At 63.5% G+C, this 14526-nt stretch carries 13 protein-coding genes; 6 read left to right on the forward strand and 7 right to left on the reverse strand.

Features of this window, described 5'->3' with window-relative positions; translation table 11 throughout:
• Positions 1-44: 44 nt before the first annotated feature.
• Positions 45-2648: a DNA mismatch repair protein MutS gene (mutS, locus tag G7Y82_RS13780; protein WP_168148703.1), complete on the forward strand. Its 2604-nt coding sequence runs from the start codon at positions 45-47 to the stop codon at positions 2646-2648.
• A gap of 36 nt (positions 2649-2684) precedes the next feature.
• Entirely contained in the window at positions 2685-3023 is a 339-nt protein-coding gene (locus G7Y82_RS13785) for an antibiotic biosynthesis monooxygenase family protein (RefSeq protein ID WP_168148704.1), read from the forward strand.
• Positions 3024-3073: 50 nt separating this feature from the next.
• Here the strand turns inward: G7Y82_RS13785 and G7Y82_RS13790 are convergent, their stop codons facing one another.
• Entirely contained in the window at positions 3074-5245 is a 2172-nt protein-coding gene (locus tag G7Y82_RS13790; protein ID WP_168148731.1) for a TonB-dependent siderophore receptor, read from the reverse strand.
• Positions 5246-5433: 188 nt separating this feature from the next.
• Here G7Y82_RS13790 and G7Y82_RS21490 point away from each other — a divergent pair, with 188 nt between their 5' ends.
• From G7Y82_RS21490 to G7Y82_RS13810, 4 genes are read left to right on the forward strand one after another with little or no spacing between them, the layout of a single operon-like run.
• On the forward strand, positions 5434-5931 hold the full coding sequence (locus G7Y82_RS21490) for a MarR family winged helix-turn-helix transcriptional regulator (protein WP_168148705.1): 498 nt from the start codon (positions 5434-5436) through the stop codon (positions 5929-5931).
• Positions 5921-7270, forward strand: a complete 1350-nt coding sequence (locus G7Y82_RS13800; protein WP_168148706.1) for a TolC family protein — start codon at positions 5921-5923, stop codon at positions 7268-7270. The genes G7Y82_RS21490 and G7Y82_RS13800 overlap by 11 nt, the downstream gene beginning before the upstream one ends.
• A gap of 40 nt (positions 7271-7310) precedes the next feature.
• Positions 7311-8402, forward strand: coding sequence for an HlyD family secretion protein (locus tag G7Y82_RS13805; RefSeq protein WP_168148707.1), 1092 nt, complete (start codon positions 7311-7313; stop codon positions 8400-8402).
• 3 nt (positions 8403-8405) lie between these two features.
• On the forward strand, positions 8406-9983 hold the full coding sequence (locus tag G7Y82_RS13810; protein ID WP_366515666.1) for a DHA2 family efflux MFS transporter permease subunit: 1578 nt from the start codon (positions 8406-8408) through the stop codon (positions 9981-9983).
• Between the two features lie 3 nt (positions 9984-9986).
• On the opposite strand, the gene G7Y82_RS13815 is transcribed toward G7Y82_RS13810, so the two are convergent.
• The 6 genes from G7Y82_RS13815 to G7Y82_RS13840 all read right to left on the reverse strand — a co-directional run bounded on the left by G7Y82_RS13815 (position 9987) and on the right by G7Y82_RS13840 (position 14429).
• Positions 9987-10673, reverse strand: coding sequence for a helix-turn-helix transcriptional regulator (locus tag G7Y82_RS13815; RefSeq protein ID WP_168148708.1), 687 nt, complete (start codon positions 10671-10673; stop codon positions 9987-9989).
• Positions 10674-10703: 30 nt separating this feature from the next.
• Positions 10704-11069 carry a VOC family protein gene (locus G7Y82_RS13820; protein ID WP_168148709.1) on the reverse strand — a complete coding sequence of 122 codons (366 nt, stop codon included), beginning with the start codon at positions 11067-11069 and terminating at the stop codon, positions 10704-10706.
• A 94-nt stretch (positions 11070-11163) separates the two neighbouring features.
• Entirely contained in the window at positions 11164-11859 is a 696-nt protein-coding gene (locus G7Y82_RS13825) for an alpha/beta hydrolase (protein WP_168148710.1), read from the reverse strand.
• Entirely contained in the window at positions 11856-12596 is a 741-nt protein-coding gene (locus tag G7Y82_RS13830) for a class I SAM-dependent methyltransferase (protein WP_168148711.1), read from the reverse strand. Before G7Y82_RS13830 ends, G7Y82_RS13825 begins: the two co-directional genes overlap by 4 nt.
• Positions 12597-13552: 956 nt before the next feature.
• Positions 13553-13972, reverse strand: coding sequence for a hypothetical protein (locus tag G7Y82_RS13835; RefSeq protein ID WP_168148712.1), 420 nt, complete (start codon positions 13970-13972; stop codon positions 13553-13555).
• A gap of 85 nt (positions 13973-14057) precedes the next feature.
• On the reverse strand, positions 14058-14429 hold the full coding sequence (locus G7Y82_RS13840; protein ID WP_168148713.1) for a hypothetical protein: 372 nt from the start codon (positions 14427-14429) through the stop codon (positions 14058-14060).
• Positions 14430-14526: the final 97 nt, after the last annotated feature.

Here is a 14526-nt window from a genome sequence, read left to right on the forward strand (position 1 = left end):
GCCGGCTGCCGCTCGGCGTGGCGGCGCGAATACACTACGCGCCCATGAGTAAAGACGCCTTCTCCTCTCACACGCCCCTGATGCAGCAGTATCTGGGCATCAAGTCACAGCATCCGGACACGCTGGTGCTGTTCCGCATGGGCGATTTCTACGAACTGTTCTACGACGACGCGCGCAAGGCCCACAAGCTGCTCAACATCACGCTGACGCAGCGCGGCGAGTCGGCCGGCCAGCCGGTGGTGATGGCCGGCGTGCCGCATCACGCGCTCGAACAGTATCTGGCGCGGCTGATCAAGCTCGGCGAATCGGTGGTGATTGCCGAACAGGTCGGCGAAGTCGGCGCCGAAAAAGGTCCGGTCCGCCGTGAAGTCGCACGCATCGTCACGCCGGGCACGGCCACCGACGACGCGCTGCTCGACGCACGCACGCAGACCCTGCTCGCCGCCGTCGCGTCGGTCGATCAACAGTACGGCCTGGCCTGGCTGGAACTGTCGTCGGGTCGCTTCAGCGTGCTGCAGACTGGCTCGCAGGCCGAGCTGCAGGCCGAGCTGTTCCGCCTGCAGGCCAGCGAGCTGCTGGCGCCGGACGGCTTCGCCGGCGACTACGACGCGTTCAAGCCGCGGGCGCGGCCGGTCTGGCACTTCGACGCGCCGTCGGCCTATCGCCTGTTGACCGAGCAGTTCGGCACCCGCGACCTGCGCGGCTTCGGCGCCGAAGGGCTGGAAGCGGCGATCGCCGCCGCCGGCGCGCTGCTGCAGTACGTGCAGGAAACGCAGAAAAGCAGCCTGCCGCATTTGCGCAGCCTGCGTGTCGAAACGCCGGGCGATGCGCTGATCCTCGACGCCGCGACACGGCGCAATCTGGAAATCGACCGCTCGCTGTCCGGCGCCCACGACCACACACTGCTGCGCGTCGTCGACACCTGCGTCACGGCCATGGGCGCGCGCGCGCTGCAGCGCTGGCTGACGCGGCCGCTGCGCAGCCACGCGGCGCTCGACGCGCGTTTCGACGCCGTCACCCGACTCGGCGACGCTCGCCCGCAGGGCAGCGGCGACGAGACGCTGCGCCTGGCCCTGAAAGACATCACCGACGTCGAGCGCATCCTCGCGCGCGTCGCCCTGCGCTCGGCGCGGCCGCGCGATCTGGCCGGCCTGTCCGCCAGCCTCGCCGCCCTGCCCGGTGTCGCCGACGCGCTGTCGGGCGTCGAGGCGCCGCTGATTCGCGAGCTGTGCGAACGCCTCGGCGAACACACCGTGCTCGCCGCTCATCTGCAGTCGGCGCTGGCCGACGAGCTGCCGCTGCTGGCACGTGAGGGCGGCGTGTTCCGCGCCGGCTTCGATGTCACGCTCGACGAACTGCGCAATCTGTCGCAGAACGCCGACGGCTTTCTCGTCGATCTGGAAACCCGCGAACGCGCGCGGACCGGCATCGAGACTCTGAAGGTCGGCTACAACCGCGTGCACGGTTACTTCATCGAGGTCGGCAAGACGCATGCGGCGAAGATCCCGGCCGACTACACGCGGCGACAGACGCTGACCAACTACGAGCGCTACATCACCGAGGAACTGAAGCGCTTCGAGGATCAGGTGCTGTCGGCGCGCGACCGCGCGCTGGCCCGCGAGAAGGAGCTCTACGAGGCGCTGCTGTCGCGCGTCGCCGACGACCTGCTGCCCTTGCAGCAGATGGCGCAGGCGCTGGCCGAACTCGATGTGCTGGCCTGCTTCGCCGAGCGTGCGCGGGCGCTGCGCTGGTGCCGGCCACAGTTCGTCGACGAACCTTGCATCTCGATCCGCGCCGGCCGCCACCCGGTGGTCGAACAGACACTACGCACGCCGTTCGTGCCCAATGACCTGGCACTGAGCGACGCCACGCGCCTGCTCGTCATCACCGGCCCGAACATGGGCGGTAAATCGACGTACATGCGGCAGACAGCGCTGATCGTGCTGCTCGCGCACACCGGCTGCTTCGTGCCGGCCGACGCGGTGACGCTGGGACCGGTCGACCGCATCTTCACGCGCATCGGCGCCGGCGACGACATCGCCTCCGGGCAATCGACGTTCATGGTCGAAATGAGCGAAACCGCCAATATCCTGCACAACGCGACGCGCGCGTCGCTGGTGCTGATGGACGAGATCGGCCGCGGCACGTCGACCTACGACGGCCTGTCGCTGGCGCGCGCAGTCGCCGAGTTCCTGGGCCGCGATGTCGGCGCATTCACGCTGTTCGCGACCCACTACTTCGAGCTGACGACGCTGCCGGAACAGCTGCCCGGCATCGCCAACGTGCATCTCGATGCCGCCGAGTACAGCGACGCGCAGGGCGAGAAGCTGGTGTTTTTGCACAACGTCAAGGCCGGCCCAGCCAATCGCTCGTTCGGCCTGCAGGTGGCGGCACTGGCCGGCGTACCGCCGGCGGTGATCCGCAGCGCGCGCGCGCATCTCGGTGAGCTGGAGAACCGCCCGCAGGCGGAACCGATCGCCGCACCGCGCAGCCCCGAACCGGCAAAGCCGCAACTGTCGCTGTTCGCGCCGGCACAACCGTCGGCGGCGATGAAGCTGCTCGACACCCTGGAGCCGGACGAGCTGACGCCGCGCGCCGCGCTCGATGCACTCTACGAACTGAAGAAAACGCGGCGGCGCGAGCTGTAGGCCAAACTGCCTGATCGCCACCACAACCCGCTCGCCATGGAAACCGCGTTCGCCGCCACGCCCAAGCCGCCGTACTACGCGGTGATCTTCAGCTCGCAGCGCAGTGCCGACGACGACGGCTACGATGCGATGGCGGCGCGCATGCTTGAACTCGCGGCCGGCCGCGACGGCTTTCTCGGCGTCGAGAGCGCGCGCGCCGCGAGCGGCTTCGGCATTACCGTGTCGTACTGGCGCGACGAAGCCGCCATTCTGGCCTGGAAGCGCGACACCGAGCACCGCATGGCGCAGCTGCGCGGACGCCAGGATTGGTATACGCACTACGAAGTCCGCATCGCCCGCGTCGAGCGGGCCTACACGCGGCCGACATCGGAATAAACCCGAAGCGGCGGTGCGCCGATGTCATCACATCGGCGCACCGCATCACCTCAGAAGCGCCAGGACAGATTGACCGCGTAGTTACGCGGCGCGCCGTAGTAGCCGATCGTGTACAGGCTGGTGATGTACTTCTCGTCGGTGAGGTTGTTGACGTTGGCGCGCACCGTCACGTTCGGCCTCACATCCCACGACGCAAACGCATTGAGCACTGCGTAGCGATCCTGACGCACGACATTGGCGTCGCCGGCGAGATCCGTCGTGCCGTCGGTATTCGACGTCTTGCTGCGCCAGCGGCCGCCGATGCCGGCCGACAGCGCGGTGTAGGTCGGCAGACGACCGACCAGCTGCAGCTTGACGGTGTCACGCGGCACCCACTTGTAGGTGCTATCGCCATCGTCGTCGGTGAGCTTGAGCTTGGTGTAGCCGAACACGACGTCAACGTACGAGCCAAGCTTGCCGGTCGCCTCGAACTCGACGCCGCGCGACTTCACGTCCATGCCGCTGTAGTAGTAATTACCGTCGGTGCCGATGCCGGCATAGGTCGCCAGGTTGTCCTGCTTGGCCGTGAACCAGGCCAGCGTCGTCAGCACGCGCCGATCGAGCCAGTCGGCCTTGATGCCGACTTCGTAGTTGATGCCCTTCGACGGATCGAGATAGACATGATTGATGTCGTATTGATCCTGCGGCTGGTAGATGTCCGAATAGCTGGCGTAAGCCAGCACATGCTGCGTGAGGTCGAAGGTCAGGCCACCGTACGGGCTGGTCTTGCTCTCGGTCTGATCGAACGCGCCGGCGTTGTCGCCGTCGCGATGGTAGCGGGCGTAGTTGAACCCGACGATCGCCTTGAGGCGGTCGGTCAGCGCCAAGCGCGTCACGCCGTAGACGCGCGTGAGCTTCTGATTGATCGAGGTATCGAGCGTCTTTTCACCCCAGTCCGGCTCGGCAATCGCGTCGAGCGCATACGGAAACGCCGGCAGTGCGCCGAACGCCGGATCGCTGTAGTCGACCGGGTAATACCAGTTGCGCTGCTCGCTGGCCGCCAAGCTGGTGCCGAGAATCGCCTGATGCTCGCGACCGAACAACGAGAAGTGACCACTGATGGTCATATCGCCAAGCTGCGACTTGAGCAACGCCGCGCCCTTGTACGCCCAGCCGTAAAGACCCTCGCGCGTGTCCGGATCAAGCCCGTTGGCGGAGTAGGCGTAAAAGAGCTGATCGTGATCAGTGCTGCGCCGGTAGTTGTACGAGGCCTTGAACTGCCAGTCCGGCGCCAGCTGATAGGTGTATTCGATGAACGGGTTCTGGTTGCCCGTGTTCCAGTAGGTCCACTTCTGCGTCGTCGACGAACTCGCGTCGAACGACGACTGCGTGCCGTCGCTGTTCGAGAATGTCAGCGCGCCCCACATGTTGCCGGTGCTGCGGTCCTGCAGCACCGACCAGCCGAGCGTCAGCGTCGAGCGCTCGCTGAGCTGGCCGTCGACGACGCCGTAGACATAGGTGCGGTCGCTGTTGAAATCACGCAGGTAGCCGTCGCTATTGTCCTCGCGCGCGACCACGATGCGGCCGGCCCAGCTGCCGTCCTTGGTGAACGGCGTTGAATAATCGGCTTCGACGCGGCGATTGCCCCACGAACCGAACTTGACCTCCGCTTCGCCCTGCTCGGTATTGGTCGGGCGCTTGCGCACGTAATTGATGGTGCCCGACGCGTTGCCGACACCGGTCAACAAACCGTTGGCACCACGGATCACCTCGATCTTGTCGTAGCCGTAGGTATCGACCGCGCCAGTGACGATGCCCCAATCGTTCGGCAGGCCCACGCCGTCGATCTGGCTGTTCTTGATCTCGAAACCGCGCGACAGATAGTTGGTGCGGTTGGTTTCCCAGTTCTCGACGCTGACGCCCGTGGCCAGGCGCAGCGCATCGTTGATGCTCGACGTGCCAAAGCGGTCCATCTGCTCCTGCGTCACGGTGCTGATCGACTGCGGCGTGTCCTTGATGTCGAGGTCGAGGCCGGTCGCGCCGGTGCTGGTCCGTTCCGCACGCTTGGTGGTGATCAGGATCGTCGCGATGTCCGCGTCGCCAGGCGCTGCCGTCGTGTCGGTCGTGGTGTCGGCCGCCGCATCGGCAGTGTCCGCGGCATGCGCAACGATGGGCACAACCGTCACACCCGCCAGCGCCGCCAGCGCAAATCGGTGCGGCAAACGAAACCCGGACAACTTCATCACGATCAACACTCCCTGGAAATGGCCACGGTGGCCAATAAACGATAATTATTATCAACATCATTCGTCATTCAGACAAGCGCACTCGCCATCCGATCGGCGCCGCGCCCGCCCCCGCGCACCACCGCGACGCCCCCTGTTGCTCGATGTGGCGCGGCAGATATACTCAGCAAAACTGAGTTCTTTTCGTGACCACCTTCAAAGACCATCCCGATCCGGCGCAGCTGATCCCGCCGGAATATCAGGGCCACCTCGGCTTTGTGCTGAGCAAGGCGCATCGCGCACTGCTGGAGGAAGTCGAACCGGTCGTTGGCGATGGCCTGTCGGTCCGTCATTTCGCGGTACTCAGCGTGCTGCATCGTCACGGCGGCCTGCGCCAGACCGACCTCGCCGGCGTGTTTGGCACCGATCGCACAACGACGATGAAGCTGGTCGACGATCTCGAACGGCACGGCATGCTGCAGCGCCGGCCGCATGCCGGCGACCGACGCGCCAACGCGCTGGAACTGACGGCGGCCGGAGAAGTTGCCCGGCAGAACATCCTCGAACGCCTCTCCGAGCAGGAATCGATCTTCCTCGAACCGCTGTCACCGGCAGAGCGGATGATGCTGCACGAGCTGCTGCTGCGCCTGATCACGGCATCGTTCGAGCGCAAGCGAAAACTTCAGATTAATCATGAAAACTGACAAAACCTTCACGCGGGGAGTCGCGCGCGGCCTGGCGCTGCTGACGGTCGGTGCCTTATCGACCGCGCTGGCCGATGCGCCCACCACGGCGGCGACGCTGAGCCTGAAAGACCTGATCGCACGCGCCGTGCAGTTGGCGCCGACACAGCGCGTTTCCGACGCCTCGGTGGCCATCGCCCAGGCGCAGCAGGACGCCAGCCGCGCCTCGCTGCTGCCGCAACTCAGTGCGTCGGCGTCGCAGATGCGCGAGACGACCAACCCGGCAGCACTCGGTTTCAGCAGCATCCCGGGCTTTGCACTGCCTTCGCTGATCGGGCCGTTCTCGGTCTTTGATGCCCGCGTGCAGGTTTCGCAGAAGCTGGTCGATCTGGCCGCCGTCAGCGAACTGCACAGCGCCGAATTCGCGCACCAGGCGGCCGAGGCGCAAGCCGAGGCCAGCCGCGAATCGATCGCGAGCCGTGTGGCGATCGCCTATATCCAGGTCCTGGGCAACGAAGAAGCCGTGGCCAGCGCCCAGGCCGATCTCGATCTGGCCAACGATCTGCTGACGCTGTCCCGCGATCAGCGCAACGCCGGGGTTGCCTCGGGGATCGACGTCTCGCGCGCCGAGACGTCGGTCGCGCAGGACCGCTATGCGCTGTCTCAGGCGCAGACGGCCATTGCACAGGCGCGGCTGCGGCTGCAGCGCATGGCCGTGTTGCCGATGGACACGGTGCCGGAGCTGTCCGGCTCACTCGATCACATCGGCGCGGTCAATATCGACGCCACGCAAGCCCTGCAGACGGCCAATGCCGACCGGCCGGAGCTGGTCGCGATTGATGCGTCGATCAAGCAGGCCGACGCCACCCTGTCGGCCGCCAGACGCAAGCGCTTGCCGACGCTATCGGTGGTCGCCGACTACGGCCTGTCGGCCAGCTCGCCTGGCGAGAACCAGGAAGACACCTACCGTTACGGCGCGATGCTCAGTCTGCCGATCTATGCCGGCGGCGCCATTGCTGCGCAGGAAAGCAGCGCCCGGGCACAACTCGAACAGCAGCGCGCGCAGCTCGACGATCTGCGCCAGCAGATCGAGGAAGACGTGCGGCTTTCGATCGCCACCGTCGTCAACACGCGCGAGCAGGTCCGTGCCGCGGCAGCCGCCCGTGAACTGGCCGAGCGCGAACTGGAACAGGCGCGCGACCGCTTCGCCAACGGCGTCGCCGACAACGTCGATGTGATCCGCGCGCAGACCAGTCTCGCCAATGCCCGAGCACAACTGATCGGCGCGCAGGCCGCCTTCCAGCAGGCCCGCGTCAATCTCGCCGCTGCGCAGGGCAAGGCCCAGCAATTCGATCTTTGATGCGCGCCCAGCGCACTCGCAAACAACAGGAACAAGCGCCATGAACGATACCCCGGCCGAGCCGGCAAAACGCTCCCGCAAGCCGCTGCTGATCGGCGTGCTCGCGGTCCTGGCGATCGCCGCGGCGATCGCGTGGTGGATCACGCGCGGCTACGAATCGACCGACGATGCCTTCATCCAGGCCGACATCACGATGATCGCGCCGCGCGTCAACGGCACCGTCGTCGCCCTGCACGTCGACGACAACCAGATGGTGCACGCCGGCGACGCACTGTTCGAGCTCGACCCGGCCGACTACGAGGCCCATGTGCGTCAGGCCGAGGCCAATCTTGCTGCGGCGCAGGCGCAGGTCGAATCGGCACAGGCGGACCTGAAGATCACCGAAGCCAGCGCGCCCGCGTCGCTGGCGCAGGCACGCGCCGGCGTGGTCGCCGCCAAGGCGCAGGCCGCGCGTGCCACCGCCGATGCCAAACGCTACGAGGCGCTGTACGCCAAGGACGAAATCTCCGCGCAGACGCTGGATCAGGCGCGCACGACGGCACGTGCGCTCGCCGCACAGGCCCAGCAGGCCGAGGCGCAGCTCAAGGCCAGCGACACGACCCGCGAACAGCTCGGCGCCAAGAAAGCCCAGCTGGCGGCCGCGCAGGCGGCCGTCGGTCAGGCGCAAGCGGCGCTCGACCAGGCCAAGCTGCAGCTGTCGTACACCAAGGTCGTCGCGCCGAGCGATGGCCGCGTCACGCGCAAGAACCTGCAAGTGGGCTCGCAACTCGCCGCCGGCTCGCCGGTGCTGGCATTGGTCGGCAATACGCCGTGGATCGTCGCCAACTTCAAGGAAACGCAGCTTGAAAACCTGCGCGTCGGCCAACCGGTCAGCGTGCGGATCGACGCCTACCCCGACCACAAGTTCAAGGCGCGCGTCGACAGTGTGCAGGCCGGCACCGGTTCGGCGTTCAGCCTGCTACCGGCCGAGAACGCCAGCGGCAATTACGTGAAGGTCGTACAACGCGTGCCGGTCAAACTGGTCTTCGACCCGCAGCCCCCCGCCGATCTGCATCTGGCCCCCGGCATGTCGGTCGAACCGAAAGTCGACATCCACGACGAAAGCGGCACGCGCCTGGACCACAAGGGCTGACGCGTGTCGCAGACCGCCACCGCGTCGCCAACCGCCGGCAACGGTGTCGGTACGCCGTACCTGATCGCATTCGTCTGCGGTCTGGCGGCGTTCATGGAGGTGCTCGACACCTCGATCGCCAACGTCGCACTCGTCCACATTTCCGGCTCGCTGTCGGCCAGCGCCGACGAAGCGACCTGGGTGCTGACCTCGTATCTCGTCTCGAACGCGATCATCCTGCCGATGACCGGCTGGCTGTCCGACACTATCGGCCGCAAGCGCTACTACCTGCTGTCGATGCTGCTGTTCACGATCTCGTCGGTGCTCTGCGGTCTGTCAACCTCGCTACCGGAGCTGATCGTGTTCCGCGTCGTACAGGGCCTGGCCGGTGGCGCACTGCAGCCGGTGTCGCAGGCCATCCTCGCCGACTCGTTCCCGCCGGAAAAACGCGGCATGGCCCTCGCCGTCTACGGCATGGCGGTCATCGCCGGCCCGGCCATCGGCCCGACGCTCGGCGGCTGGCTGACGGACAACTACAGCTGGCACTGGATTTTCCTGATCAACGCACCGGTCGGCTTCGTGCTGCTCGCGGTCGCGAGTAGCCTTCTGCGCGACTCCGCCACGCAGCAGGCGATACAAGAAAAGCGACGAAGCCAAGGCTTCACCGTCGATTACTGGGGCTTCGCGCTGATCGCGATCAGCATGGGCGCGCTGCAGATCATGCTCGACAAGGGCCAGCAGGACGATTGGCTGTCGTCCAATTTCATTCGCAGCCTGCTCGTCATCACCGTCGTGTCACTGGCGGCGCTGGTCTGGCGCGAGCTGCGTCATCCCCACCCCATCATCAACCTGCGGTTGCTGGCCAATCGCAATTTCGCGATCGCCAACGTGCTGATCTTCAACGTCGGCGTGGTCTTGCTCGGCGCCACGTTGTTATTGCCGCAGTTCATGCAGACCTTGCTGAACTATTCCGCGCTCGACGCCGGCATCGTGCTGTCGCCAGCAGCCATCGCGACCATCATCATGATGCCGATCGCCGGCCGTCTCAGCGACCGGATAGACGCCCGCATCCTCTGTTCATTCGGCTTCTTCTCGATCGCCGTGGCGATGTTCGCGATGACACACGTCAGTCTCGATATCAGCCAGCACGGGCTGATGATGCTGCGCATGATCCAGGTCGTCGGACTCGCCTTCATTTTCGTGCCGATCAATGCCGTGGCCTACGCCGGCCTGCCACCGGCCGATACCGGCAGCGCTACGGCCATCATCAACCTGACGCGCAACGTTGGCGGCGGCGTCGGCATCTCGCTGGTGACCACCCATCTGGCGCGCAGCACACAGACGCATCAGGCGCACCTCGTCGATCATGTCAGCCAGCTCGATCCGGCCTATCAGTCGACCATGCAAAGCCTGATGCCCACGCTCGGCAGCGAACAGTCAGCACAGGCGCTGATTGCACGAGAAGTGACGCAACAAGCAACCCTGCTCGGCTTCATCGACGACTTCTACCTGCTGACCATCCTGGCGCTGTTCATGGCCTCGCTGGTGTGGTTCGCCCGCCGTATCAAGCCGGGCACCAAACCGCCGGAAGGCGCGCACTGAGCATCAGCTGTCGCGCATCGCGCGAACGAAGTCTTCGAGCCGACGACCGGACTGATCGGGATACACGATGCCGGTAGCGTCGGCACCGCCGATGCGATCGACGCGAAAATTTCGGAAGTCGCCGCGCAGTTCGCACCACGCCCCGAGCAACCAACTGCCGCCCCAGAAGAACAGCCCCAGCGGCCAGACACGGCGCTGCGTACGCCGTCCACGCTCATCACCGTAATCGAGGTCGAGTACATCACGCGCAGCGATCGCCGCACGCAAGCGATCGATGTATGCGGCGGTCTGCGCGGTCAGCGGCTCACCGATTCGCGGCGCGTACAGCGGCGTGCGCTCCAAGGCCACGCGCTCACGCTCCGGCAAGGCCGCCGCGAGCTTGGCCCAGACCGACGCGACCCCGCGCTGCAGCTCCGGACTTCCCCAGGTCTGCAACATGCGCAAGCCCGCCGCCAGCGACTCGATTTCCTCGCGCGTGAACATCAGCGGCGGCAACTCGAAATGCGGCGCCAACCGATAACCAACGCCCGCCTCGCCCTCGATCGGCACGCCGGTCAGCGTCAGATCGCGCACGTCGCGATAGATCGTGCGTTCGGAGACCTGCAGCCAACCGGCGAGCTGCGCGGCCGTCGTCCGCCGCCGGCCACGCAGAAACTGCACGATCTGGAACAGACGGTCGGCCCGGCGCATGAACGCCAGTGTGCCTCAGCCCGCACGCACTCAGCGCACCGCCTTCGGATTGAAATGCGGATTCTGGATCAGACCAAAGCGATTGCCGTTCGGATCGAGCACGCTCGCCACGCGAATACCGTCGCCAACATCCCGCACCGCATCACAGGGCTGCGCGCCCAGTGCCAACACCCGCGCCAGCTCCGCCTCGATATCGGCACAGCCCCAGTACGCCTTGCTGCCATCGGCCGACGGCACCAGATCCGGCACCAGCCCCAACTCGAAACCGCCGCAAGCAAAGCCGACGTAATACGGCTGGTCATAGTAAGGCTCGACACCGAGCAACTTCGTATAGAAGACCCTCGCGGCATCGAGATCCGGCGACGGATAGATCGCCGTACGCAATCCGAGAATCATGGCAACGCTCCTGGCTGGTGGAAGTCCGCAGTGTGCACCCGGCCTACTGACACCATGGCGTCAGGAGGCCCCATCGCGACAGCCCAAAGCAGGGTTAGCGGCTCTTCTGAATCCAGGCCAGCACGGGGTTCACCCATTCCTTCATCGGCGTATAGAACGCCCCGTGCGACCGACCGGTGGAAATCGAAATCTCCTCGAACGACTCGGGCTTCTCAGCGTGCCGAGCGAGCGGCGCGCAGCTGTTGCCGGCCAGTGTGTCGCTGGTCTCATAAATGGACAGAACCCGGCCGGTCAAGCGCAGCTGCGGCTCACCCGGCCGCGGCCAGCATGCGGCAAGCAGAACAAACCGTACCTGCGGCCGGCGCAGAAAGCTGGAAACATGAATCGCAATATCGCCGCCCTTGGAGAAGCCGACCACCACGATGTGCTCGGGCGGAACGCCGCTGCGAATCGCGGCCTCGATCTGGGAGACCACCAGACCCGCATACTCGTTGACATCGGTATTGGGCCTGCGCTGAGCGGAAATGACTGTCGCCCCTTGGCTGGCGAGCGCCTCCAGGATGGCGGGATAGTCATACAAACCAAAGCTCGAATCCGTCGGCCGCGGCCCAAGATTCTCAACGACCCGTCCATGCAAATAGATCAGATACGTCGCAGACGGATCAACCGCCGAAGGGAACGCAGTGACGATTTTCTGCGCGAACGCCGGAGCGGCAACAAGACAGAGCAGGAGGAAAGACCACTTTTTAAAGCTACAAACCGTTGACCTACCCCCTCGAACGCAACTCATCGGCATGTCCTTTTGTCGCCCGCCAAAACTAGGATGGGCGGCCGCCTCATATGCTCATCCAGAGAGGGCTGCGCAAGCATTGCAGCCTTCGTAGGTCTAGGCTCCGACAATTTTTGAATCGACAGCCCGGCAGATGCCATGGCGTTTACATACGTTTCAACTGTCCGATGGTATTTAATGACACCCGCCACAAACCAGTTGGCGTGTCGAACTCCCTCCTCAAAATAGCGATCGATCGGCCAGTGAAGCTTATGGCTCTCGTCCAAGCTGTACCAGCCGGCCAATAAGGAGGTGCAAATAGGATGTTCGACGGAGAAGATGAGGCGCCCGTTCGGTCGCAGTGCGGCAGCAATCTTCTGGATCACGGGACCAAGGTCTTTAACGTAATGCAGGCACATTGAAGACACCGCAACGTCAAAGGATGCTTCTTCGATTTCGACGTCCTCGACGGCACCAACATGAAATGATAGCCGCTTATCTTGGTTTCGCCGCTTCGCTTCAGCGATCATTTTTTCAGAAATATCGAACCCAACAAACCGACCGGCGCCTTGATCTAGGCAGTGGCGCGCAAACTTCCCGAAGCCACAGCCGAGGTCGAGAATATCAAGGCCGTCAAGCTCCGGTAGAAGATCGCGAACAGCAGGCTCTTCGATGGAGACATTAAGGCCGCTCTCGCCAGCCCGAAGAGCCATATAGCCACTAAAGAAATCCGGATCATCGTAGATATTTTGCTTCATTCAATTCGCCTCTCGACCTTCGTTCCGCCTTGCTGTCATCGTGTACGATGCAGAAATTTTGTAGCTGACGCAGGGCGGGATTCGATCGCGGTTCGCGACAGGCGGAATAAATTCCGCGCTAAGCGAGCTTGCTACGCCACCGGTGATTGTTACCCATGTCTCCGGCTTTTTTGTTACCTATCTGACCGGCCGTTCAGTTGGGCCGCCTTGGCATTGACCCTCTTGAGTTCGTAACGGCCATAAATGATCAGCTGACGTAGGGCGGGATTCATCCCGCCTTTCGAGATTCGGTCGCGGTTCGCGACAGGCGGAATAAATTCCGCCCTACACGAGCTGAGTGGGCGCATAGATTGCGATGGCTCCGCTCGAGCCGAGCGTGACCAAAAAGCCGATGCCAACGATATATCTCGTAGGCTCCTCCGGCATTGCTATCTTCTTAGTATGGCGAGAAGGGTTGACCATGACTTCTAACGCTTGGGTTCACGCGCGGCGCGTAACTTGCGCAAGCAAGTTACGTAACGTCGCGTGGAACCCCTTGTTGCGCCTGAACTCCGCAAGACGCACAGAAATTTGCAGATGGAGTACGTAACGGCCTGCCGCAGCTTGTGCATGGCCGACCGTATAGGCTTGCTCTGTGATGCCAGATAGCATTTGTGTTCTCCTCCGAAACTCCCGTGAGCGACCGATACAGCTCCAGTGCGTGGTTCTCCACTGCACTCTTAGCCTCTGCCAGGCTGGCTCCGTGGCTCTCTCGATACTGCTGAATGCTCTGTATACGGTGCACCAGCAGATGCTCGATTCTCTTCCACTCATGCTCATCAAGCATGGGAACCTCAGCTTGGCATCGCCAGCAGTAAAGAAGCCTCGCCATTCAGACCCAACGCCCAGCATCAGCCGCTGGGCTGGCGGAGCGAAGCGGAGACAGCCCGGTCGGTTGCATGCACTGGTTGGGGCTATCACGCATCTACGGCTCCAATCCGCTGCATAAGCGGATGAGTATTTTTTGCCATGAAATCTACGGCGTAAAGGAGGTTTCCGTCTCGCTCGCGTATTTCAATTATTTGCAGGTTTTTCCTTACGCGGAACTTCAGGCTTTGCCAAAGATAGCTTTGATGCTGATGGGCAGAATTGATGACTATGCCCTCATCGGTGAGTTGAAGCTTGTGATTCAGATACCGAACCAAGGGCCAACCCGCAAAACTCAAACCACCGAATAGCAAACCAAGCCCTGCCATCACAACTGAAGCTTGAATGCTCGGAGCCAACCAAAGCGCAAATGTGACGCAAAAAACTGTAGCGGCACCGAACGCTATGAGGCCAAATACCAGTGCTGCCTTAAGCCAAACTTGATTCTCGATGGTGACCGGAGAGTTCATCCCGTTTAGCCCCAACGCACCAGCTCAGGCGCGGCTCCGCCGAAGGCGGAGACGTCGCACTGCAGCGCCTTGTTGGGCTGTTCTCTCATGGCGTGCCGGAAGACCGACTTTTTGGATAAAAGGACACGTAAGCTGGCTTGGCCGTTACTTTTAGCGGGCCTTTACGGGGGATGACATAGCTCGCATACCCCTTGAAGTGACGATGCCTGGATAGATAGTGCGGATAGTGCTCGAAGTGCCAGCGGCATTGCTCAATAAAGACGGCCGAGTCAATCTCAACAACCTTACAAAGAGCTTCAAATTTGTTGAGATCGTCCATTAACTCAGCACACTCTTCCGGCGTCGCCGAGTTGGGACCGCCAAGAATCCCTGCTGGAAGTTCATGCACCGCGTATTCAAGTCCCAGACGGAGCTCTTCGTAGCTCTCTACAGACTGTTTCCATGTTTTGTCGCTCATGCCACGCCTCTTTCTTACGCCCAACGCCGTGCTTCAGGCGCGTCCACGCCTCCGGCGTGGACGTCGCACTGGAAGCACTTGTTATAGCGCATACGTC

Origin of the sequence: Solimonas marina, from assembly GCF_012241385.1 — a bacterium.
Lineage (GTDB): Bacteria > Pseudomonadota > Gammaproteobacteria > Nevskiales > Nevskiaceae > Solimonas > Solimonas marina.

Bases quoted from the DNA above. Each gene is read 5' to 3' on its own strand.
- mutS (WP_168148703.1), top strand. From the start codon at position 45: ATGAGTAAAGACGCCTTCTCCTCTCACACGCCCCTGATGCAGCAGTAT.
- G7Y82_RS13785 (WP_168148704.1), top strand. From the start codon at position 2,685: ATGGAAACCGCGTTCGCCGCCACGCCCAAGCCGCCGTACTACGCGGTG.
- G7Y82_RS13790 (WP_168148731.1), bottom strand. From the start codon at position 5,245: ATGAAGTTGTCCGGGTTTCGTTTGCCGCACCGATTTGCGCTGGCGGCG.
- G7Y82_RS13800 (WP_168148706.1), top strand. From the start codon at position 5,921: ATGAAAACTGACAAAACCTTCACGCGGGGAGTCGCGCGCGGCCTGGCG.
- G7Y82_RS13805 (WP_168148707.1), top strand. From the start codon at position 7,311: ATGAACGATACCCCGGCCGAGCCGGCAAAACGCTCCCGCAAGCCGCTG.
- G7Y82_RS13815 (WP_168148708.1), bottom strand. From the start codon at position 10,673: ATGCGCCGGGCCGACCGTCTGTTCCAGATCGTGCAGTTTCTGCGTGGC.
- G7Y82_RS13820 (WP_168148709.1), bottom strand. From the start codon at position 11,069: ATGATTCTCGGATTGCGTACGGCGATCTATCCGTCGCCGGATCTCGAT.
- G7Y82_RS13825 (WP_168148710.1), bottom strand. From the start codon at position 11,859: ATGAGTTGCGTTCGAGGGGGTAGGTCAACGGTTTGTAGCTTTAAAAAG.
- G7Y82_RS13830 (WP_168148711.1), bottom strand. From the start codon at position 12,596: ATGAAGCAAAATATCTACGATGATCCGGATTTCTTTAGTGGCTATATG.
- G7Y82_RS13835 (WP_168148712.1), bottom strand. From the start codon at position 13,972: ATGAACTCTCCGGTCACCATCGAGAATCAAGTTTGGCTTAAGGCAGCA.
- G7Y82_RS13840 (WP_168148713.1), bottom strand. From the start codon at position 14,429: ATGAGCGACAAAACATGGAAACAGTCTGTAGAGAGCTACGAAGAGCTC.